Genomic DNA, 21,530 nt, shown 5'->3' on the forward strand with positions numbered 1-21,530 from the left:
TCGCCCCGAGCGTGCGAGGGGTGAGGGGAACGGGGCCCTTCCTCAGTGCTGCGGGCCGAGGGTGGTGACCGGGAGGCCCCGGATCGAGGCGTCGATGACCTCGATGGTGTGCGCCAGGCCGATCCGGGTGCCCTGCCGCTCCAGCGAGGAGGACACCTGCATCAGGCAGCCCGGGTTCGCGGTCACCAGCAGCTCGGCGCCGGTGCCGGCGATGTTGCGGGCCTTGCGGTCCCCGAGCTCGCGGGCGGGTTCGGGGTTCAGCACGTTCCAGATCCCGGCCGAGCCGCAGCACACCTCCGCCTCGGCGATCTCCCGGAGCTGCAGGCCGGGGATCTCCCGCAGCAGGCTGCGCGGCTGGCTGCGGATGCCCTGCGCGTGCCCGAGGTGGCAGGCGTCGTGGTAGGCGACGGTCACCTCCAGCGGGTGCCGCGGGGCGACGCTGCCGAGCTCGGCGAGGAACTCCGAGACGTCCCGGACCTTGGCGGAGAAGGCCTTCGCCCGGTCGGCGTAGTCCGGGTCGTCGGCGAGGACGTCGGCGTACTCCTTCATGCTGGAGCCACAGCCGGCGGCGTTCACCACGACCGTGTCGACGCCGGCGGCCTCGAACGCGTCGACGGTGGCGCGGGCGAAGGACTCCGCCTCCTCCTGGCGGCCGTTGTGCACCGACAGCGCCCCGCAGCAGCCCTGCTTGCGGGGGATGATCACGTCGCAGCCCTCGGCGGCGAGGACGCGGGCGGTCGCGGCGTTCACGCCGGGGAAGAACTCGCCCTGCACGCAGCCGGTCAGCATGCCCACCACGGCCCGCCGGGTGCCGGTGGCCGGCACGCGCTCGGGCAGCTTCTCCCGCTTCTCCAGCACCGGCGCGAGGCCCTCCATGGCCGCCAGCTTGGGGGCCAGCCGGTCCAGCAGGCCGCTGCCCCGCACGACCTTCGGCAGGCCGCTGGCCTGATAGGCCCGCAGCGGACCGCGCAGCGCCCGCAGCCGCTTCTTGTAGGGGAAGAGCGCGAAGATCGCCGCGCGCATCGCCCGGTCGCCCGGGCTGCGGGTGTGGTGCCGCTCGACCTGCACCCGGGTGGCCTCGATGAGCTTGTCGTACTGGACGCCGGAGGGGCAGGCGGTCACGCAGGCCATGCAGCCCAGGCAGGCGTCGAAGTGCTGCACCATCGTGTCGCTGAGCGGCGCGCCCTGCAGCCCGGCCTTCATCAGGTCGATGCGGCCGCGCGGGGAGTCCATCTCCTCGCCCCACAGCGTGTACGTGGGGCAGGTGGGCAGGCAGAAGCCGCAGTGCACGCAGTCGCTGATCAGCTCCGCCGAGGGCGGGTGGTCCTCGTCGAAGGCCGAGCGCACGGTCGGGGTGCCCACGGGCACCGGACCGGCGCTGAGGGCGTCGGTCTTGCGGGGGTCGCTCTGCGGCTCGTCGGAACGGGCGCGGGTGGACTCGACCATCAGATGCCTCCGACGAACCGGCCGGGCGCCAGGCGGCGCTCGGGGTCGAACTGTTCCTTCACGCGGCGCATCAGGTCGATCGCCGGTACCGGGCCCCACGTGTCGACCGCCGCCTTGACCGCCGGGGGGCCGTCGAGCACGACCAGCGCGCCGCCGTGCTCGGTGCAGACCGCCCGGGTGCGGGCGACCACGTCGGCCACGGCGTCGACCGGGGCGTCGGCGCCGAGCGCGGCGTAGAGGACGCCGGCCCCGCCGGAACCACGGACCGTGAGGGCGACCCCGGCGTCCGCCGCGGCCCGGCGGACGGCGGTGAGCACCGGCGCCAGGCCGGACAGCGCGCAGGTGAGCTTCAGGCCGGTGGACCCGGGCTCGTCGGTCCACGGCAGCACGCCCCAGCCGGGCGGTGCGGCCTCGGCGGCGTCCGAACCGGCACCGAGCAGCCGGCGGGTGGTCGTGGTCCGGGCCGAGACGCCGGCGGGGGTGCCCTCCAGCAGGACGCCGACCGTGCCGGCGCCGTCGACGCGCCACTCCACCTCCACGGCGGCCGGCACGACCTGCGCGTGCACGACCGACTGGACCAGCCGTGCGGCGTCCTCGGGGGTGCCGAAGGGCACCGTGACGAACTGCCGGGCGGCCGGCACCGGGTGCAGCCGGAACACCGCGCGGGTGACGACGACGAGGGTCCCGAACGAGCCGATGACCAGCTTGCCCAGGTCGTAGCCGGCCACGTTCTTCACGACCCGGCCGCCGGCCTTGGCGACCACGCCGTCGGCGCGCACCACGGTCACGCCGATCAGCAGGTCGCGGGCGGTGCCGACGGCGACCCGGCCGGGGCCGCTGGCGTTGGTGGCCAGCATGCCGCCGATGGTGCCGCCGGGGACCGGCTCGTCCAGCGCCAGCCGCTGCCCGGCCGAACCCGCGGTCTGCTGGACGTCGGAGAGCAGCGCGCCGGCCTCGGTGTCGACGATGAGGTCGCCGGCGGCGTGGTCGAGGACCCGGTTCATCCGGCTCAGGTCCAGCACGACGTCGGCGGACTCCGGCGGCCGGCCCCAGCTGAGCTTGGTGCCCTGGCCGCGCGGCACGACGGTGAGCCCGGCGGCCGTCGCGGCGCGCAGGACGGCGGCGGTCTCCTCGGTGGAGCCCGGCCGGGCGACGAGCGCGGCCGGCACCCCGTCGACGGCGTCGGCGGGGGTGGCGTCGGTGACGTCCCCGCAGGCGTCGGAGAGGGCGGTGCGGGCGGTGTCCAGGTCGACGGTCGTCATCAGAACGCGTCCGCCAGGCCGGCCTCGACCAGCGGGTGCGCCTTCTTCCGCTTCCCGGGCACCTCGCCGCACAGCCGCGGGGTGGGGAACACCTTGCCGGGGTTGGAGATGTTGCCCGGGTCGAAGGCGCACCGGACCAGCTGCATGGTGTCCAGGTCGTCGTCGGTGAACATCTTGGGCATGTAGGCGGCCTTGTCCACGCCCACCCCGTGCTCGCCGGTGATCGCCCCGCCGTGGGTGATGCAGAGGTCCAGGATCGCGCCGCTGACCTTCTCCGCGGCCTCCGTGGCGCCCTCCTTCTCCCCGTCGAAGAGCACCAGCGGGTGCAGGTTCCCGTCGCCGGCGTGGAAGACGTTGGCCACCCGGACGCCGGAGGACTCCGACAGCTCGGCGATCGCGCGGAGCACCTCGGGGAGCGCGGTCCGCGGGATCACGCCGTCCTGGACGATGTAGTCGGGGCTGATCCGCCCCACCGCCGCGAAGGCGGACTTGCGGCCCCGCCAGATCAGCGCGCGCTCGGTGGCGTCGGTGGCCAGCCGCAGCTCGAAGCTGCCGTTCTCCTGGCAGAAGCGCTCGACCAGGGCGTACTCGTGCTCGACCTCGGCGGCGGCGCCGTCGAGCTCGATGACCAGCACCGCCCCGGCGCCGGCGGGGTAATTGCAGTGCACCGCGGCCTCGGCTGCCTCGATGGCCAGGGCGTCCATCATCTCGATGGCGGCGGGCAGGACCCCCGCGCTGATGATCGCCGAGGTGGCGGCGCCGGCGTCGTCGGTGGTGTGGAACCCGACGAGCAGCGTGCGGACCTCCTCGGGCAGCCGCACCAGCCGGACGGTGGCGGTGGTGGCGATGCCGAGGGTGCCCTCGGAGCCGACGACGGTGCCGAGCAGGTCGTAGCCGGGGGCGTCCGGGGCCAGCCCGCCGAGCTGGACCACGTCGCCCTGCGGGGTGATCAGCTCGGTGCCGAGCACGTGGTTGCTGGTGAACCCGTACTTCAGGCAGTGCGCGCCGCCGGAGTTCTCCGCCAGGTTGCCGCCGATGGAGCAGATCTGCTGGCTGCTGGGGTCGGGGGCGTAGTAGTAGCCCTCGGGCGTGGCGGCCCGGGTGACGTCGAGGTTGATGACGCCGGGGTCCACGATCGCGCGCTGGTCGGCGCGGCGGACCTCGCGGATCGTCCGCATCCGGGAGGTGACCAGCAGGACGCCGTCGGCCCGGGGGAGCGCCCCACCGGAGAGCCCGGTGCCCGAGCCACGGGCGACGAACGGGACGCCGTGCTCCGAGCAGGCCTTGACCACCGCGGCCAGCTGCTCGGTCGTCTCCGGGAGGACGACGAGCGCGGGGGTGACCCGGTAGTGGGCCAGGCCGTCGCACTCGTAGGTGCGCAGCTGGGTGGGGTCGGCGATCACCCCGGTCTCGGGCATCAGCTCCCGGGCCACCCGGCCCACGGCTGCGATGCCGGCGGCGTTGTCCCCCGCCTCACCGGTGGCCGAGGTCGCCTCGGGTGGGGTGTCGCCGAGGACCGGGCCGGCCGTCGTCTCGGTGCCGTGCGTGCCGCTCATGAGGTTCCGCCTTCGTTGCCGGACCTGCAGGTTCCTTCGGGATGGTGCGACCCGCTGACCACCAAAATGGCCATTTCGGTGGTCAGCGGGGAGTGCATCAGGGCATGCGCTCGTAGGCCGGGACGGTGAGGAAGTCGTTGTACTCGTCGCCCAGTGCCATCTCGGTGAAGAGCGCACGGGCATCGTCCCACCGGCCCGAGGCGTACGCATCTCCCTTGGCCTCGGCGATGGCCGCGACCTCCTCCTCGATCACCCGCTGCACGAGCTCGGTGGTGACCGGCTGGCCGTCGCTGAGGGTCACGCCGTTGTTCAGCCACTGCCAGACCTGGCTGCGGCTGATCTCGGCGGTGGCGGCGTCCTCCATCAGGCCGTTGATGCCCGCGGCGCCCGAGCCGCGCAGCCAGGACTCCACGTACTGGATGCCGACGCTGACGTTCGCCCGCAGGCCCGCCTCGGTGACCTCACCGGGGGTGGCCTTGACGTTGAGCAGGTCGGCGGCGCTGACCGACACGTCCTCGCGCAGCTTGTCCAGCTGGTTGGGCTTGTCGCCGAGCACCTTGTCGAAGGCGTCCATCGCCGTCTGGACCATGCCCGGGTGGGCCACCCAGGAGCCGTCGAAGCCGTCGTTGGCCTCGCGGGTCTTGTCCTCGGTGATCTTGTTGAACGCGAACTCGTTCTTCTCCGGGTCCTTGCTCGGGATGAAGGCGGACATGCCGCCCATCGCGTGCGCGCCGCGCTTGTGGCAGGTGCGCACCAGCAGCTCGGTGTAGGCCCGCATGAAGGGCACGGTCATCGTGATCGAGTTCCGGTCGGGGAGGGTGAAGTCCTCACCGCGGGTCCGGAAGGTCTTGATCACGCTGAACAGGTAGTCCCAGCGGCCGGCGTTGAGGCCCGAGGAGTGCTCGCGCAGCTCGTAGAGGATCTCCTCCATCTCGAAGGCCGCCGGGTAGGTCTCGATCAGGCAGGTGGCCCGGATGGTGCCGCGCGGGATGCCCAGGTGGTCCTGGCCGAGCACGAAGGCGTCGTTCCACAGCCGCGCCTCGAGGTGGCTCTCCATCTTCGGCAGGTAGAAGTACGGCCCCTGGCCGCGGTCGATCTGCTTCTGCCCGCAGGCGGAGAGGTACAGCGCGAAGTCGACCAGGCTGCCCGAGGTCTGCTCACCGTCGACGGTGATGTGCTTCTCCGGCAGGTGCCAGCCGCGCGGGCGCACGATGATCGTGGGCAGCTCGTCGTCCGGCTTCAGCTCGTAGGACTTGCCCTGCGGGCTGGTGAAGTCGATGGTGCGGTCGATCGAGTCCATCAGGTTCAGCGGGCCGTTGACGACGTTCTCCCACAGCGGGGAGTTGGCGTCCTCCTGGTCGGCCAGCCAGCACTTGGCGCCGGAGTTCAGCGCGTTGATCGTCATCTTGCGATCGGTCGGGCCGGTCATCTCCACCCGGCGGTCGACCAGGCCGGGGGCCGGCGGGGCCACTCGCCAGGAGTCGTCCTCGCGGATCGAGGCCGTCTCCGGCAGGAAGTCCAGGGTGCCGCCGTCGGCGAGCGCCTGCACCCGCTCCGAGCGCGCCTGCAGCCGCTCCAGCCGGCGGCCGTTGAGCTCGCGGTGCAGCAGTGCGATGAGCCCCAGGGCCTGAGGCGTCAGGACCTCGTCGAACCGCGGGCCCATCGGGCCGGTGATCTCCACGCCGTCGACCGTGCTCATTGCTCTCCCCTGGGGTCGGTGCCCTCCGGCGACGGTGCCGAGGCGTTCCCCGGGCCGGCGGGACGGGCCGTAGATGTGTTGTCACCTTCCGAGAAGCGGAAGGTTCCATCTGTGATGCGGAAAACGTATCCTCGGTCACCAGCGGGGTCAAGACGATCACCGGTGCTCCGGCACCCGGCGGGCGTCCGGCCCCGGGCGCTCGGGGGACGAGCACGGGAGCCGGCCCCGGGCGCACAGGACGACGGAGGAGTGGCATGGCCGGGACCAGCGGCACGATCGGCAGTTCCGATGGGGGTGTGCAGTCCCTCGAGCGTGCGTTCCTCCTCCTGGAGCTGATGGCCGAGGACGGCGGCGAGGTGGCGCTGTCCCGGCTGGCCGTCGAGAGCGGCCTGCCCCTGTCCACCATCCACCGACTGGTCCGCACCCTGGTCGCCCGCGGTTACGTGCGTCAGCTCCCCTCCCGGCGGTACGTGCTGGGCCCCCGGCTGATCCACCTCGGCGAGAGCTCCTCGCGGACCCTGGGCACCTGGGCCCGGCCGCACCTGAGCGACCTGGTCGACTCCACCGGCGAGACGGCGAACCTGGCGATGCTGGACGGCGACCGGGTGGTCTACGTCGCCCAGGTGCCGTCCAAGCACTCGATGCGGATGTTCACCGAGGTCGGCCGGCGGGTTCACCTGCACTGCACCGGCGTGGGCAAGGCGCTGCTCTCCCAGCTGCCGCCCGGCACCGCCCGGGAGCTGCTGGAGCGCGGTGGCATGCCGCGCCGCACCGCCAAGACCATCACCGACCCCGACGAGCTGCTCGCCCTGCTGCCGCAGATCGCCGAGCAGGGCTATGTGCTCGACGACGGCGAGCAGGAGATCGGCGTGCGGTGCGTCGCCGTCCCGGTGCCCGGCGGCCCGGCGCAGACGGCGATCTCGGTCTCCGGCCCCGAGGGGCGGGTGCCGATGGAGAGCGTGCCGGAGATCGTGGCGCTGCTGCAGCAGGCCGCGGCCGGGCTGGCCGCCGAGCTGCGCGACGACAGCGGCCGCGCGCTCAGCGGCCCGTCCAGCTGACCTGCCCACGGTCCACGAAGGCCCGCACGCCGGCCCGGAAGTCCGCACTGCCGAACACCTCCCGCACCAGGTCGTCCCCGTCCGGCAGGCCCGCCCGGCGCAGCCGGGCCACCGCCTGGCCGGCGGCCTTCATGCTCAGCGGCGCGTGCCCCAGCAGCGTCTCCACCAGTGAGGCGAGCGCCGGGTCCAGCTCGCCGTCGGGCACCACCTCGCCGACGAAGCCGGCCGCGGCCGCGTCGGCGGCGGACAGCAGCTTCGCGCGCAGCAGCATGTCCAGCGTGCGGCCCGGGCCGAGGTGGTGCACCAGCAGCGAGTAGGTGTTCATCGACAGGCAGTTGCCCAGCGTGCGGGCGATCGGGACGCCGAACCGGGACGACGCCGTCGCCACCCGCAGGTCGCAGGCGGCGGCCAGGGCGAGCCCGCCACCGACGCACGCGCCCTCGACCGCGGCGACGGTCGGCACGGTGACGTCCTCCAGCCGGTTGACCACCCGCTCGATCCGCGCCTCGTAGGCGATCCCGTCGTCCCCGCTGGTGAACTCCAGGAACTGGGCGATGTCGGTGCCGGCGACGAACGCCCGGCCACCGGCGCCGCGGAGCACCAGCACCCGCACCGACTCCTCGGCGTCGGCCCGGGCGCAGGCCTCCTCGAGCCCCTCGTACATCGCGAAGGTCATCGCGTTGCGGGCCTCCGGGCGGTTGAACAGCACGGTCAGCACCGCGCCGTCCTGGGTGACCTCGAGCTCGCTCATGTCCGGTCCTCTGCGGTGGTCGGGGCGGTGGCGGGCGCGACGGCGTCGACGACGTCGGCCGGGACGCCGTACCGGGTGAGCACCGCCCGGGTGTCGGCGCCCAGCGGGGGGCCGGCGACGCCGCGGACGGCGGGGGTGCGGGAGAACCGCATCGGCGAGCCGATCTGCCGCACCGGCCCGAGCGTGGGGTGCGGGGCGTCCCAGAAGAACTGCCGGGCGTTCAGGTGCTCGTCGGTGAACACCTCGCCGTAGTCGTTGATCGGGGCGCAGGGCACCCCGGCCGCCCCGAGCGCGGCGAGCAGGTCGGCGGTGGTGCGGGCCCGGGTGCGGCTCTCCACGACGTCCAGCAGCTCGCCCCGGCGGGCGTGCCGGCGGCTCGCGTCGGCGTAGCCGGGGTCGGCCAGCTCGTCGGCCATGTCCAGCGTCGCGCAGAGGCCGGTCCAGGTGTTGGGCGTGTTCGCGCCGATCGTGATCCAGCCGTCGGCGGTCTGGAACGCCTGGTAGGGCGCCTGGCTCTGGTGCGCCGAGCCCAGCGGCCCGCCCACCTCGCCGGTGGCGAACCACTTGCCGGCCTCCCACACCGCGAGGCTCACCCCGGCCTCGAACAGCGAGACGTCGATCGACTGGCCGACGCCGGTGCGGTCCCGCTCGCGCAGCGCCGCGGTGACCGCCAGCGCCAGGTACAGGCCGCAGACCAGGTCGCAGACCGGGACGCCGACCTTGACCGGCTCGCCGCCCGGGGTGCCGGTGATGCTCATGATCCCGCTGCGCGCCTGGGCCATGATGTCCAGCCCGGGGAGCGGGGCGAGCGGCCCGTCCTGCCCCCAGCCGGACCCGGAGGCGTACACGGCCCGCGGGTTGACCGTCCGGATCCCGGCCGCGTCCAGCCCCAGCCGGGCCATCGCGCCGGGCCGCAGGTTCTCGATCACCACGTCGGCGGCGGCGACCAGGTCGAGGAACGCCTGCTTGCCGGCGGGCGACTTCAGGTCGAGTGCGACGGACTCCTTGTTCCGGTTCAGCCGCAGGTAGGGCGAGCTCTCGCCGTCGACGAACGGCCCGCTGGCCCGGACCGGGTCGCCGGACCGGGGGTCCTCGACCTTGATCACCCGGGCGCCCAGGTCGGCCAGCTGCATCGCGGCGTAGGGCGCCGCCATGAAGACGCCGACCTCCAGCACGGTGATGCCGGTCAGGGGCGGCTGGTCGGGTGGTGCGGGTGTGCTCACGTCTGCCTCCGCGGTGGTGGTCGTCTCGTCGTGCTCCGGACGTGACCGCGCCCCGGCGGCGGGTCGCCGTCCGGGGCGCGGTCGTGAGTTGCTCGTTCGGCCCCGTCCCGGGTCCCGCCCCGAGCATGCGAGGGGTGGGGGGACGGGGTCCTTCACCAGGGCCGGCGGCTCACAGCCAGCCGGGCACGATCAGGACCAGCCAGGTGACCGGCGGGATGAGCGCGACCATCGAGAAGCCCCAGACGGTGAGGTTCTTGAACGTCCGCTCCCGCTCGGCCTCGGTGGCGTTGGCGACCACGAGGGCCCCGCTGGTGGAGAACGGGCTGGAGTCGACGATCGAGGAGGACATCGCCAGTGCGGTGATCAGGCCGATCGCCCCGATCGCGTTGTCGCCCTGCAGGAAGGGGACGGCCAGCGGGATCAGCGCACCGAGGATGCCGGTGGTGGAGGCGAAGGCCGAGACGACGGCGCCGATGTAGCAGATGAGCAGCGCGGCGATGAGCGGGAGGCCCATCTGGGCGACGTTGTCCCCGAGCCAGCCGGGCACGTCCTGGTCCTGCATCAGGCCGACGAAGGTGACGATGCCGCAGATCAGCAGCACGGTCGGCCAGGCGATCTGGCCGACGGCGCCCTTGGCGCCGCGGGGGGCGATGACCGACAGGATGACGCCGACGGTGATGGCCATCAGGCCGATGTCGAGGTCCAGGGGGAGCAGCGACCCGACGACCAGGATGACCAGGCCGATCAGCGTCAGCGTGCGGTCCCGGTCGAGCGTGGTGACCGCGCCGTGGTCCTCGGTGGCCAGGGCGGTGGTCTGCAGCGACCGCTGGTCGGCGCGCTCGCCGGCCGTGGGGTGGTGGTGGCCGGGCTGCCCGTGCCGGGGCTCGGCCAGCTGGCCGCCGGAGAGCGCGGCACCGCCGGTGCCGGTGCTGCCGACCGCGGCACGCGACGCCGAGGCGCCGCCCCCGGGGATGTCCTCGCCGGTGTCCTCGGTCGCGTCGCCGGCGACGGTGGCCGCGACGAAGTCGTCGTCGCGCCGGTCGGTGATGTCGACCCGCCCACCGCCGAGCAGCTTGCGGCCGCCGAACAGGAAGAAGACGGCGATGGAGAGCAGGATGTTGATGACGATCGAGGCGCCCCAGAGGAACAGCGGGCTGCCCTCGAGGCCGTTGTCGGCGACCACGGTGTTGGTGATGACACCGAAGATCGACAGCGGCGAGAACCCGCCGGCGGTGGCGCCGTTGATGATGAACAGGCCCATCAGCACCGGGTTGATCTGGTAGCGCCGCGCGAAGGACATGCCGACCGGGGCGATGATCGCGACCACGGCCGGGACGACGCCGCCGATGGCGGTGAGCACGCCGGTGACGGTGAACATCGCCCACGGGATGGCCGCGAGCCGGCCGCCGGACGCGGTGACCGCGGCGTGCACCAGCCAGTCGACGGTGCCGTTGTTCTTGGCGATGGCGAACAGGTACGTCACCCCGACCAGGACGACGAACAACGACCCGGGGAAGAACCCGAAGACCGCGTCGTCGTACGTCGGGTCGCCGTCGGTGCCGTAGATGAAGTAGCCGGCGATGAACGCCGCCACCAGGGCCAGCGCCCCCATGTGCACGGGCAGGACCGTGGCGATCAGGAAGACCACCAACAAGATCGAGATCAAGACGAGCTGTACGGACACCGGCGTCCCCAGGGGTTGGTCGAGGCGGGTGGGCCACCCGCCGGTCAAGCGCTTCCGCGATACGGAACCGCCTTTTCGCTAGCGGGGATTAGAAGGTCTGGCCGGGCCAGTGTCAAGGCTCACAGGACGTCCGAGATGTCTCAGCGATGATCCGCCTGCCGGTAGTAGTCTCCCGCATGGTGGAGTTCCGGCGACGGGTCGGGGATCCAGACGAGAGGCCACACCCATGGAGGCACGGGAATGTCAGTGACGACGACGACCGGCGGGCGCCACTTCCTGCAGATCCCGGGGCCGACCAACGTGCCCGACCGGGTGCTGCGGGCGATGGCCGCCCCGACCATCGACCACCGCGGCCCGGAGTTCGCCGCGCTCGGCCTGGAGGTCCTGGAGGCGGTCAAGCCGGTCTTCGGCACGACCCAGCCGGTGGTCATCTACCCGGCCTCGGGCACCGGTGCCTGGGAGGCGGCGCTGACCAACACGCTCTCGCCCGGGGACAAGGTGCTGGCCTTCGAGACCGGCCACTTCGCCACCCTGTGGCAGGAGATGGCCACCCGGCTGGGGCTGGAGGTCGAGTTCGTGGCCGGTGACTGGCGGCACGGCGCCGACCCGGCCGCGGCCCAGGAGCGGCTCGCCGCCGACACTGCGCACGAGATCAAGGCCGTCATGGTCGTCCACAACGAGACCTCCACCGGCGTCACCAGCCGGGTCGCGGAGGTGCGGAAGGCCATCGACGCCGCCGACCACCCGGCCCTCCTGCTGGTCGACACCATCTCCTCGCTGGGCAGCATCGACTACCGGCACGACGAGTGGGGCGTCGACGTCACCGTCGCAGGCTCCCAGAAGGGGCTCATGCTCCCGCCGGGGCTGAGCTTCAACGCGGTCAGCGACAAGGCGCTGCAGGCGTCGAAGACGGCCGGCCTGCCGCGGTCCTTCTGGGACTGGCAGCCGATCCTGGCCGCCAACGAGCGCGGCTTCTTCCCGTACACGCCCGCCACCAACCTGCTGTACGCGCTGAAGGTGGCGCTGGAGATGCTCGACGACGAGGGCCTGGCCAACGTCTACGCGCGGCACACCCGGCACGCCGAGGCCACCCGGGCCGCCGTCCGCGGCTGGGGCCTGGAGGTGCTGGCCCTCGACGAGCGGGAGTACTCCGGCTCGCTGACCGCCATCTACATGCCCGACGGCGGCGCCGACGCCGTCCGCGCCACGATCCTGCGGGAGTACGACATGTCCCTGGGCGCCGGCCTCGGCAAGCTCGCCGACAAGGTGTTCCGGATCGGGCACCTGGGCCACTTCAACGACCTGACCCTGGTCGGCACGCTCGGTGGTGTGCAGATGGGCCTGGTCCGCAGCGGCGTGGACATCGACCCGAACGGGATCCAGGCGGCCCTCGAGCGCCTGCAGCAGGCATGACGGCGGCCCCGGAGCGCCCCCGCATGGGGGTGGCGGACCTCGAGGGCGAGCTGACCCGGGCGCTGGACGGCGAGGTCGCCTTCGACGACTACACCCGGCACCTGTTCAGCCAGGACGCCTCGATGTACACGATGACGCCGGTCGGGGTCGCCTACCCGGCGCACACCGCCGACGTGGTGGCCGCGGTGCGGCTGGCCCGCGAGGCCGGCATCCCGGTGCTCGCCCGGGGCGCGGGCACCAGCCTGGCCGGGCAGACCGTCGGCCCGGGCCTGGTGCTGGACCTCTCCCGGCACATGCACCGGATCACCGAGCTGGACCCCGAGGCCCGCACGGCCCGGGTCGAGCCCGGCGTCGTCCAGGACGACCTCAACCGGGCCGCCGCGGCCGCCGGGCTGATGTTCGGCCCGGACACCTCGACGTCCAACCGCGCCACCGTCGGCGGGATGATCGGCAACAACTCCGCCGGCAGCGGCTCGGTCCGCTTCGGGATGACGATCGACCACGTCGAGGAGGTCGACGTCGTCCTGGCCGACGGGTCGACGGCGACGTTCGGCGTGGTCGACGAGGCCGAGCGGGCCCGCCGGGCGCAGGGCGACACGCTCGAGGCGGAGATCTACCGCCGGCTGCCCGAGCTGGTGGCCGCGAACGCCGAGGCGATCGCCACCGGGTTCCCCTCCTTCTGGCGGCGGGCCGGTGGCTACCGGCTGGACCGGCTGGCCGAGGGGCAGCCCTTCGACCTGGCGAAGTTCCTGGTCGGCTCCGAGGGCACGCTGGCGATCATCACCGCAGCCCGGGTCGGGCTGGTGCCCAAGCCGTCGAAGCAGGTCTTCGCGGTGGGCCACTTCGAGACGGTGCAGGCGGCGATCAACGCCACCGAGGACGCCCTGTCGGTCGACCCGGCGCAGGTCGAGCTGCTGGACCGCACGATCCTCGACCTCTCCCGGCAGAAGATCGAGTACGCCGGGCTGGGCAAGATCCTGCAGGGCGACCCCGACGCGCTGCTGTTCGTCTCCTTCACCGGGGACGACGAGGCCCAGCTGGTCGAGTCCATGGACCGCCTCGTCGAGCTCTGGGAGCGCAACGGGCACGGCTACCACACCCTGCGGGCGGTCACCCCGGCCCAGCAGGGGGCGCTGCTCAAGGTGCGCAAGTCCGCGCTGGGCCTGCTGATGGCCAACTCGGTGGGCGCCCGCCGGCCGCTGGCGTTCATCGAGGACACCGCGGTCGACCCGAAGCACCTGGCCGAGTACACCGCCCGGTTCAAGGACGTGCTGGACCGGCACGAGCTGGAGGCCGGCTTCTACGGGCACTGCTCGGTCGGCTGCCTGCACATCCGGCCCTTCGTCGACCTGAGCCAGCCCGGCCAGGTCGAGGTCATGCGCTCGGTGGCGGTGGAGATCAAGGACCTGGTCCGCGAGTACGGCGGGGTGAACTCCAGCGAGCACGGCGACGGGCTGGCCCGCAGCGAGTTCAACCGCGAGCTCTTCGGCGACGACCTCTACGAGGCGATGCGCCAGGTCAAGGCGATCTTCGACCCGCAGGGCACGCTGAACCCCGGCAAGATCGTCGACTCGCCGGCGATGACCGAGCACCTGCGGGACGCGAACCCGCCGCAGCCCGGCCCGCTGCGCACCCGGCTGCAGTTCGACGTCGTCGGCGGGATGTTCGGCGCCGCCGACCGCTGCATGAACATCGGGCTGTGCCGCAAGTCCACGACCGGGGCGATGTGCCCGTCCTACATCGCCACCCGGATGGAGGAGCACTCCACCCGCGGCCGGGCCGGCGCGCTGGTCAAGGCGCTGAGCGAGGGCGACCCGCACACCGCGCTGGCCGACGAGCGGCTGCACGAGGTGCTCGACCTGTGCCTGATGTGCAAGGCGTGCAAGAGCGAGTGCCCGCTGGGCGTCGACGTCTCGGCGATGAAGAGCGAGGCGCTGGCGGCCAAGCACGACGTGCACGGCACGCCGCTGCGGTCGCGGGCGTTCGGCGCGATCCGGACGCTCAACCGGCTGGGCTCGGCGACGGCGCCGCTGTCGAACCTGCCGCTGAAGATCAAGCCGCTGCGGGCGCTGATGGACGCCCGGCTGGGCATCGCCCGGCAGCGCGACCTGCCGGTCTTCCACCGGACGACGCTGATGCGCTGGTTCAAGCGGCACGAGGCGCCGGCGGCGCTGACCCAGCAGCCGGTCACGATGCTGGCCGACTCGTTCACCAGCTACACCGAGCCGGGCATCGGGCAGGCCGTCGTCCGGCTGCTGGAGGCCGCCGGGCACCCGGTGCGGCTGGAGAGCAAGGGCTGCTGCGGCCGCGCGAGCATCTCCAAGGGCCTGCTGGACGACGCCCGGGGCAAGGCGCAGAAGCTGGCGGCGAACCTCTGCGAGGGCTCCGAGCCCGGTTCGCCGATCGTCGGCTGCGAGCCCTCCTGCATCCTCACGCTGCGCGCCGAGCACGTGGAGCTGCTGCCCGACGACCCGAACGTCCGGGACGTCGCGGCGCGGGTGAAGCTGCCCGAGGAGCTGCTGGTCGAGGCGATCGACGAGGGCCGGCTGCAGCTCCGCGAGGACAGCTGGCTGGCCGGGCGGACCGTGGTGTTCCACGGCCACTGTCACCAGAAGGCCGAGGCCGGGACGGCGGCCACGGTCGCGCTGCTGTCGCGGATCCCCGGCGTCACCGTGCAGGAGCTCGATGCCGGCTGCTGCGGCATGGCCGGGTCGTTCGGCTTCGAGTCCGAGCACTACGACGTGTCCCTGCAGGTGGGGGAGGACCGGCTGTTCCCGGCCGTGCGGGCCGCCGCGCCGGACGCGGTCATCGCCGCGACCGGGGTCTCCTGCCGTCAGCAGATCTTCCACGGCACCCAGCGCACCGCCTGGCACCCGGCGGAGCTGGTGCTGGAGGCACTGCAGGTGCCGGCCTGACCCCAGGCTGAGCGCGGACCGCCGGACGGGCGGCGACCGGACCCCGAGGTCCGGTCGCCGCCCGTCCGTGCGTCCGGGAGACGAGAGTCACGGTTGCATGTCGCAACCAACAGGGACATGATGGTTGCTGTCTACATGTACCGGGCGTGGTGCCCGGCGGCGGAACAGCAGGGGGCGCGTCGTGCACCTCACCCGGGAGACCTCCGAACGGCTCACCGCCGGCGTGGCCCGGCTGGTGCGCAGCATCAAGCACCTGGGGCCCCGGGCCGCGGCCGACCTCTACGGTGACCTGCCCTCCTTCGGCTGGGCGCTGCTCGTGCCGCTGGAGCAGGACGGTGACCAGCGGTGCAGCGCCCTGGCCGACCGCGCCGGCGTCGACGTCTCGGTGGCCAGCCGGCAGGTCGCGGCCCTGCAGCGTGCCGGGTACGTCGAGCGGCGTCCCGACCCCCTCGACGGCCGGGCCAGCCTGATCAGCCTCAGCGCCGCCGGGTCGGCCGCCCTGGCCCACACCCGCCGGGTCCGTGGCCGGTGGGCGGTCGAGGCGCTGGCCGACTGGACCGAGGCCGAGGCGCAGGAGTTCGACCGCCTGCTGGAGAAGTTCGCCGACGGGCTCGACCGCGCGGGTGGGCGCACCCACCGGTCCCCGGCCGGGGCGGGCTGACCGTCCCCGGCCCGCACCCGCCACCCCTTCGCACCCTCTCGCACCCGTGATGCCAGGAGAACCACAGATGAGCAGCACCGCACCCACCCGGCCCGACGCCGGGGCGACCGCCGGCCCATCGGCGCTCGGCCCGGCCGAGCAGCAGGGCCGGATGACGCACCCGCAGATCCTCAGCGCGCTGTCGGGGATGTTGCTGGCGATGTTCGTCGCGTTCCTGTCCTCGACCGTCGTCTCCAACGCCCTGCCGACGATCATCACCGACCTGCGCGGCACGCAGAGCCAGTACACCTGGGTGGTCACCGCGACCCTGCTGGCCTCGACCGCCTCCACGCCGATCTGGGGCAAGCTCGCCGACCTGTTCAGCAAGAAGCTGCTCATCCAGATCGCGATCGTCGTCTTCATCGTCGGCTCGATGCTGGCCGGGCTCTCGCAGTCGCTGCCGACGCTGATCGGCTGGCGGGTGCTGCAGGGCCTGGGGCTGGGTGGCCTGCAGGCGCTGGTGCAGATCGCGATGGCGGCGATGATCAGCCCGCGTGAGCGCGGCCGGTACTCCGGCCTGCTCGGCTCGGTGATGGCGGTCGCCACCGTCGGCGGCCCGCTGATCGGTGGCCTGCTGGTCGACACCAGCTGGCTGGGCTGGCGCTGGTGCTTCTTCGTCGGCGTCCCGTTCGCCGCGGTGGCCCTGGTGCTCCTGCAGCGGACCCTGCACCTGCCGGTGACCCGGCGCGCGGTCACCATCGACTACCTGGGCGCCTCCTTCCTGACCGCCGGCGTCTCGGCGCTGCTGATCTGGGTGACCCTGGCCGGGGACAGCTTCGCGTGGGCCTCGCTGGAGACGGTGCTGTTCGTGGGGGGCGGTGTGCTCGCCGTCGTGGCGTTCGTCGTCACCGAGCTGCGGGCGGCGGAGCCGATCGTCCCGCTCCGGCTGTTCCGCGACCGGACGACGACCCTGGCGATCATCGCCAGCGTCGCCATCGGTGTCGCGATGTTCGGCTCCACGGTCTTCCTCGGCCAGTACCTGCAGATCTCCCGCGGCTACTCGCCGACGGCGGCCGGGCTGCTCACCATCCCGATGGTCGGTGGCCTGCTCGTCTCCTCGACCGTCTCCGGGATCCTGATCACCCGCACCGGGTTCTGGAAGCGCTACCTGGTCGCCGGCTCGCTGCTCGTGGCGATCGGGTTCGGCCTGCTGGCCACCATCGACCACGCCACGAACATGGTCGTGCTGGGCGTCTTCCTCGCGGTGCTCGGCATCGGCATCGGGATGACCATGCAGAACCTGGTGCTGGCCGTGCAGAACACCGTCGCCGCCACCGACCTGGGGGCGGCGAGCTCGGCGGTGGCCTTCTTCCGCAGCCTGGGCGGCACGATCGGCGTCTCGGTGCTCGGCGCGGTGCTCTCCAGCCGGGTCGGCACGCTCATCCGGTCCGGGCTGGCCGACGTCCCCGGCGCCCCGGCCGCCGGCAGCTCCCCGGACATCGGGCTGGCCGACCTGGCCGACGCCCCGGCGCCGATCCGCGCGCTGATCCAGGTCTCCTACGGTGACGCGACCGGGCGGGTCTTCCTGATCGCGGCGCTGCTGTCGATCGTCACGATCGTGGCCATCCTGTTCATCCGGGAGGTCGCGCTGCGCACGGAGACCGGGGACGAGCGGCTGCAGGCCGAGCGCACCCCGGCGGCGGACCCGACGGCCGAGGTCGACGAGCAGCTCGCCGGGCGGCGCGGCTGACCGCACCGCGGACGCACAGAGGCCCGTCTCCCCACCGGGGGAGACGGGCCTCTGTTGTGTCACGGCCCCCCTCCAGGGGCCCACCCTGAGCCTGCGAAGAGTGGGGGAAAGGGGGGCCCTTCCTCAGACGAGCGAGGCGTCGAGGGTGATGTCGACGGCGGCCAGCGCCTTGCTCACCGGGCACCCGGCCTTGGCGGCCTGGGCGGCCTTGTCGAACCCGGCGGCGTCGAGCCCGTCGACCTCGCCACGCACGGTGAGCGCGATGCCGGTGATCGTCGGGGCGCCGTCCTGCTGGCCCAGGGTCACGTCGGCGCTCACCTCGAGCGACTGCGTCGTGCCGCCGGCCTTGCCGATCTCGCTGGACAGCGCCATGGCGTAACAGGACGAGTGCGCGGCGGCGATGAGCTCCTCGGGGCTGGTGGTGCCCCCGGCCTCCTCGGCAGCCCGCTTCGGGAAGCTGACGTCGAACGTGCCGACCTTCGAGCTGGAGAGCTCGACCTGGCCGGAGCCCTCCTGCAGGGAGCCGTTCCAGGCAGTGCGTGCGGTGCGGGTGGGCATCGGACCTCCTCCTCGTCGGTGCGGCCACGACGCGGGTCTGCGCCGTGACCGGACACCGGTTCTGACGAGGTCAACCGTTCCGGGCCGGCGGTGTTCCCGCCACCGCACCCGCGGTGGCCCGCTGCCGGGACGGCCGGGTGGTGGCGTGGTGCGGCCCCGTCCCCGAGGAGGACGGGGCGCTCCCTCAGGCCGGGGCGCTCGCGCGGGTGTCGGCGACCCGGTCGGTGATCAGCCGCAGCTGGCTCTTCAGCTCGTCGAACTGCTCCTGGTTCAGCGCCAGGGCGTCGATCATCTCCGCGGAGACCGCGCACGCTGGGGCCTGGAGCGCCCGGCCCTCGTCGGTCAGCCGGACGGAGACGGACCGCTCGTCGTCGGCCCGGCGGTGCCGGGTCACCAGACCCGCGGCCGTGAGCCGCTTGAGCAGCGGGGACAGGGTCCCGGAGTCCAGCGCGAGGCGGGTGCCCAGCTGGCCGACGGTCTGCCCGTCCTGCTCCCACAGCAGCATGAGGACCAGGTACTGGGGGTAGGTGACCCCCAGCTCGTCCAGCAGGGGCCGGTAGCGGGCCGTGACGGCCCGCGAGGCGGCGTAGAGCGCGAAACAGAGCTGATCGTCGAGAGCGACGCTCGGCGACGGGGTGTCTGTCATGCAGCAAGAGTAGGGCGCGATACGACCGCGAGCATCCATGTGGTCTGTCGCGTCAGCTTTTCTGGCCGGTCCCGTCTCCTGCCGCGCCGCTCTCCTGGCCAGGGTCGGAGGCCCCGGGCCCATGGCCGGTCGGCACTGGACGGCTCAGGTTGAGTGGAACAGACTCAAGTCCTGCTCCGTTGGAGTCGACGAACCGTCCCGTGTCGCAGGAGAGGACAGACCCACCCGCCATGCAGAGCAAGCTCACCACCCGTTCGCAGGAGGCCGTCGCCGCCGCTCAGCGGCTGGCGGTCGACCGGGGCCAGGCCGCCCTCGAGCCCCTGCACCTGCTGGTCGCCCTGCTCGAGCAGGCCGACGGCATCGCCGGGCCGCTCCTGCAGGCCACCGGCGCCGACCCGGCCGACGTGCGTGCGAAGGCGGACGCCGCGCTGCGCCGGATGCCCAGCGTCAGCGGCTCCACCGTGGCCGCCCCCGCGCCGTCCCGGGAGCTCCTCCGGGCGATCAACGCCGCCGGCGAGCAGGCCAGCGCACTGGGCGACGAGTACGTCTCCACCGAGCACCTGCTGGTCGGCCTGGCCAGCACCGACGGTGAGGCCGGCGCCGTCCTGACCAGTTCCGGGGCCACCCGCGACGCCCTCGTCGCGGCGTTCCGCACCGTCCGCGGCAACCGCAAGGTCACCAGCCCCGACCCGGAGAGCACCTTCCAGGCGCTGGAGAAGTACGCCGTCGACCTGACCGCCCGGGCCCGGGAGGGCCGGATGGACCCGGTCATCGGCCGGGACGCCGAGATCCGCCGGGTGGTGCAGGTGCTCTCCCGGCGCACCAAGAACAACCCCGTCCTGATCGGGGAGCCCGGCGTCGGCAAGACCGCGATCGTCGAGGGCCTGGCCCAGCGGATCGTCGCCGGGGACGTGCCGGAGAGCCTCAAGGGCAAGCGGCTCATGGCACTGGACCTGAGCGCCATGGTCGCCGGGGCCAAGTACCGCGGTGAGTTCGAGGAGCGGCTCAAGGCCGTCCTCCAGGAGATCACCGAGGCCGAGGGTCAGGTCGTCACCTTCATCGACGAGCTGCACACCATCGTCGGCGCCGGTGCCAGCGGTGACTCCGCGATGGACGCCGGCAACATGATCAAGCCGATGCTGGCCCGCGGCGAGCTGCGGATGGTCGGTGCGACCACCCTCGACGAGTTCCGCGAGCACATCGAGAAGGACCCGGCGCTGGAGCGGCGGTTCCAGCAGGTCTACGTCGGGGAGCCGTCGGTCGAGGACACGATCGGCATCCTCCGTGGCCTGAAGGAGCGCTACGAGGTGCACCACGGGGTGCGGATCACCGACGGCGCGATCGTCGCGGCGGCCACCCTGTCGGACCGGTACGTCACCGCCCGGTTCCTCCCGGACAAGGCGATCGACCTCGTAGACGAGGCCGCCAGCCGGCTGCGGATGGAGATCGACAGCCGGCCGGTCGAGGTCGACGAGGTGGAGCGGGTCGTCCGCCGGCTGGAGATCGAGGAGATGGCGCTGGCCAAGGAGGAGGACCCGGCGTCCCTCCAGCGGCTGGCGGCGCTCCGCGAGGAGCTGGCCGACCGCCGCGAGGCGCTCGGCGAGCTGACCGCCCGGTGGCAGCAGGACAAGACGGCGATCGACCGGATCCAGCACACCAAGGAGGAGCTGGAGGGCGTGCGCCTGGAGGCCGAGCGGGCCGAGCGGGACGGTGACCTGGCCCGGGTCGCCGAGCTGCGCTACGGCCGCATGCCCGCGCTGGAGCGCGCCCTGGCCGAGGCCGAGGCGTCGGTCGCGGCCAGCCAGTCGATGCTCAAGGAGGAGGTCGGCGCCGACGACATCGCCGAGGTCGTCCAGGCCTGGACCGGGATCCCGGCCGGCCGCCTGCTGGAGGGGGAGACGCAGAAGCTGCTGCGGATGGAGGACGAGCTCGGGAAGCGGGTCGTCGGCCAGCCCGACGCCGTCCGCGCCGTCTCCGACGCGGTTCGCCGGGCGCGCTCCGGTGTCGCCGACCCGGACCGGCCGACCGGCTCCTTCCTCTTCCTGGGCCCCACCGGGGTGGGGAAGACCGAGCTGGCCAAGGCGCTGGCGGAGTTCCTGTTCGACGACGAGCGGGCGATGGTCCGCATCGACATGAGCGAGTACTCCGAGAAGCACTCGGTGGCCCGGCTGGTCGGCGCCCCGCCCGGGTACGTCGGCTACGAGGCGGGCGGCCAGCTCACCGAGGCGGTGCGGCGCCGGCCGTACACGGTGGTGCTGCTCGACGAGGTGGAGAAGGCGCACCCCGACGTCTTCGACGTGCTGCTGCAGGTGCTCGACGACGGCCGGCTCACCGACGGGCAGGGCCGCACCGTCGACTTCCGCAGCACGCTGCTCGTGCTGACCTCGAACCTCGGGTCGCAGGTGATCGCCGACCAGTCGGTGCCCGACGAGCAGAAGCAGCGGGCGGTGCAGGAGGTGGTGCGGGCGCACTTCAAGCCGGAGTTCCTCAACCGGCTCGACGACGTCGTCACCTTCCGCGCCCTGGGCTCCGACGAGCTCGTCGGGATCGTCGACATCCAGGTCGGCGTGCTCGCCCGCCGGCTGGCCGCCCGCCGGCTCACCCTGCGGGTGACCGACGCGGCGCGGGAGTGGCTGGCGCTCAACGGCTTCGACCCGGTCTACGGGGCCCGGCCGCTGCGCCGGCTGGTGCAGTCGGCGATCGGCGACCAGCTCGCCCGGGCGCTGCTGGCCGGGGAGATCCGCGACGGCGACGACGTCCTCGTCGACTGGGCGGCCGACGTGGCCGACGGCGACGCCGGGCTCACCGTCACCCGGGGGGCGACCCCCGGGGAGCAGGCCGCTGAGCCCGGTCCGGCCCCGCGGTCGATCGAGCCCGGCACCGGCGGGTGACGTCCCGTGCCCGCCGTCGGTGACGGCGGGCACGGTCC

General features: G+C 73.1%; 15 protein-coding genes. 6 read left to right on the forward strand and 9 right to left on the reverse strand.

Features of this window, described 5'->3' with window-relative positions; translation table 11 throughout:
• Positions 1–42: 42 nt before the first annotated feature.
• The 4 genes from FB380_RS08650 to aceB form a co-directional block, all read right to left on the reverse strand.
• The gene (locus FB380_RS08650; protein WP_229681831.1) at positions 43–1,446 is read right to left on the reverse strand and encodes a (Fe-S)-binding protein; all 1,404 of its coding nucleotides are present in this window, start codon (positions 1,444–1,446) and stop codon (positions 43–45) included.
• Positions 1,446–2,708 (reverse strand): FAD-binding oxidoreductase, encoded by a 1,263-nt coding sequence (locus FB380_RS08655; protein ID WP_166754715.1) that lies wholly within the window; start codon positions 2,706–2,708, stop codon positions 1,446–1,448. The genes FB380_RS08650 and FB380_RS08655 overlap by 1 nt, the downstream gene beginning before the upstream one ends.
• Entirely contained in the window at positions 2,708–4,264 is a 1,557-nt protein-coding gene (locus tag FB380_RS08660) for an FAD-linked oxidase C-terminal domain-containing protein (RefSeq protein WP_208382801.1), read from the reverse strand. Before FB380_RS08660 ends, FB380_RS08655 begins: the two co-directional genes overlap by 1 nt.
• A 97-nt stretch (positions 4,265–4,361) precedes the next feature.
• On the reverse strand, positions 4,362–5,963 hold the full coding sequence (gene aceB / locus FB380_RS08665; RefSeq protein WP_166754716.1) for a malate synthase A: 1,602 nt from the start codon (positions 5,961–5,963) through the stop codon (positions 4,362–4,364).
• Positions 5,964–6,217: 254 nt separating this feature from the next.
• On the opposite strand from aceB, the gene FB380_RS08670 reads away from it, so the two are divergent.
• Positions 6,218–7,021 carry an IclR family transcriptional regulator gene (locus tag FB380_RS08670; RefSeq protein WP_166754717.1) on the forward strand — a complete coding sequence of 268 codons (804 nt, stop codon included), beginning with the start codon at positions 6,218–6,220 and terminating at the stop codon, positions 7,019–7,021.
• Here FB380_RS08670 and FB380_RS08675 read toward each other — a convergent pair.
• The 3 genes from FB380_RS08675 to FB380_RS08685 form a co-directional block, all read right to left on the reverse strand.
• Positions 7,002–7,772 carry an enoyl-CoA hydratase/isomerase family protein gene (locus FB380_RS08675; protein WP_166754718.1) on the reverse strand — a complete coding sequence of 257 codons (771 nt, stop codon included), beginning with the start codon at positions 7,770–7,772 and terminating at the stop codon, positions 7,002–7,004. The genes FB380_RS08670 and FB380_RS08675 overlap by 20 nt on opposite strands.
• Positions 7,769–8,995, reverse strand: coding sequence for a CaiB/BaiF CoA transferase family protein (locus FB380_RS08680; protein ID WP_166754719.1), 1,227 nt, complete (start codon positions 8,993–8,995; stop codon positions 7,769–7,771). Before FB380_RS08680 ends, FB380_RS08675 begins: the two co-directional genes overlap by 4 nt.
• A 169-nt stretch (positions 8,996–9,164) precedes the next feature.
• A complete protein-coding gene (locus FB380_RS08685; RefSeq protein ID WP_166754720.1) occupies positions 9,165–10,679 on the reverse strand; it encodes an SLC13 family permease in 1,515 nt (504 codons plus the stop codon).
• A 240-nt stretch (positions 10,680–10,919) separates the two neighbouring features.
• Between FB380_RS08685 and FB380_RS08690 the strand changes: the two genes are divergently transcribed.
• The 4 genes from FB380_RS08690 (at position 10,920) to FB380_RS08705 (ending at position 17,397) form a co-directional block, all read left to right on the forward strand.
• On the forward strand, positions 10,920–12,092 hold the full coding sequence (locus FB380_RS08690) for a pyridoxal-phosphate-dependent aminotransferase family protein (RefSeq protein ID WP_166754721.1): 1,173 nt from the start codon (positions 10,920–10,922) through the stop codon (positions 12,090–12,092).
• Entirely contained in the window at positions 12,089–15,007 is a 2,919-nt protein-coding gene (locus FB380_RS08695; protein ID WP_208382802.1) for an FAD-binding and (Fe-S)-binding domain-containing protein, read from the forward strand. Before FB380_RS08690 ends, FB380_RS08695 begins: the two co-directional genes overlap by 4 nt.
• A 181-nt stretch (positions 15,008–15,188) precedes the next feature.
• The gene (locus tag FB380_RS08700; protein WP_166754722.1) at positions 15,189–15,668 is read left to right on the forward strand and encodes a MarR family winged helix-turn-helix transcriptional regulator; all 480 of its coding nucleotides are present in this window, start codon (positions 15,189–15,191) and stop codon (positions 15,666–15,668) included.
• 67 nt (positions 15,669–15,735) lie between these two features.
• Complete coding sequence (locus FB380_RS08705) at positions 15,736–17,397, forward strand: MFS transporter (RefSeq protein ID WP_166754723.1); 1,662 nt, start codon at positions 15,736–15,738, stop codon at positions 17,395–17,397.
• 123 nt (positions 17,398–17,520) lie between these two features.
• On the opposite strand, the gene FB380_RS08710 is transcribed toward FB380_RS08705, so the two are convergent.
• Together FB380_RS08710 and FB380_RS08715 are read right to left on the reverse strand one after the other, a co-directional pair.
• Positions 17,521–17,955, reverse strand: a complete 435-nt coding sequence (locus FB380_RS08710) for an OsmC family protein (RefSeq protein WP_166754724.1) — start codon at positions 17,953–17,955, stop codon at positions 17,521–17,523.
• Positions 17,956–18,139: 184 nt separating this feature from the next.
• Positions 18,140–18,601 (reverse strand): MarR family winged helix-turn-helix transcriptional regulator, encoded by a 462-nt coding sequence (locus FB380_RS08715; RefSeq protein ID WP_166754725.1) that lies wholly within the window; start codon positions 18,599–18,601, stop codon positions 18,140–18,142.
• A gap of 230 nt (positions 18,602–18,831) precedes the next feature.
• On the opposite strand from FB380_RS08715, the gene clpB reads away from it, so the two are divergent.
• Positions 18,832–21,492 carry an ATP-dependent chaperone ClpB gene (gene clpB, locus FB380_RS08720; RefSeq protein ID WP_166754726.1) on the forward strand — a complete coding sequence of 887 codons (2,661 nt, stop codon included), beginning with the start codon at positions 18,832–18,834 and terminating at the stop codon, positions 21,490–21,492.
• The last annotated feature ends 38 nt before the right edge of the window (positions 21,493–21,530 follow it).

It is taken from the genome of Modestobacter marinus, assembly GCF_011758655.1.
In the GTDB taxonomy this organism is placed as follows: Bacteria; Actinomycetota; Actinomycetes; order Mycobacteriales; family Geodermatophilaceae; genus Modestobacter; species Modestobacter marinus.

Coding starts and splice junctions, on each gene's coding strand:
- FB380_RS08650 (WP_229681831.1), bottom strand. CDS start 1,446: ATGGTCGAGTCCACCCGCGCCCGTTCCGACGAGCCGCAGAGCGACCCC.
- FB380_RS08655 (WP_166754715.1), bottom strand. CDS start 2,708: ATGACGACCGTCGACCTGGACACCGCCCGCACCGCCCTCTCCGACGCC.
- FB380_RS08660 (WP_208382801.1), bottom strand. CDS start 4,264: ATGAGCGGCACGCACGGCACCGAGACGACGGCCGGCCCGGTCCTCGGC.
- aceB (WP_166754716.1), bottom strand. CDS start 5,963: ATGAGCACGGTCGACGGCGTGGAGATCACCGGCCCGATGGGCCCGCGG.
- FB380_RS08670 (WP_166754717.1), top strand. CDS start 6,218: ATGGCCGGGACCAGCGGCACGATCGGCAGTTCCGATGGGGGTGTGCAG.
- FB380_RS08675 (WP_166754718.1), bottom strand. CDS start 7,772: ATGAGCGAGCTCGAGGTCACCCAGGACGGCGCGGTGCTGACCGTGCTG.
- FB380_RS08690 (WP_166754721.1), top strand. CDS start 10,920: ATGTCAGTGACGACGACGACCGGCGGGCGCCACTTCCTGCAGATCCCG.
- FB380_RS08695 (WP_208382802.1), top strand. CDS start 12,089: ATGACGGCGGCCCCGGAGCGCCCCCGCATGGGGGTGGCGGACCTCGAG.
- FB380_RS08705 (WP_166754723.1), top strand. CDS start 15,736: ATGAGCAGCACCGCACCCACCCGGCCCGACGCCGGGGCGACCGCCGGC.
- FB380_RS08710 (WP_166754724.1), bottom strand. CDS start 17,955: ATGCCCACCCGCACCGCACGCACTGCCTGGAACGGCTCCCTGCAGGAG.
- FB380_RS08715 (WP_166754725.1), bottom strand. CDS start 18,601: ATGACAGACACCCCGTCGCCGAGCGTCGCTCTCGACGATCAGCTCTGT.
- clpB (WP_166754726.1), top strand. CDS start 18,832: ATGCAGAGCAAGCTCACCACCCGTTCGCAGGAGGCCGTCGCCGCCGCT.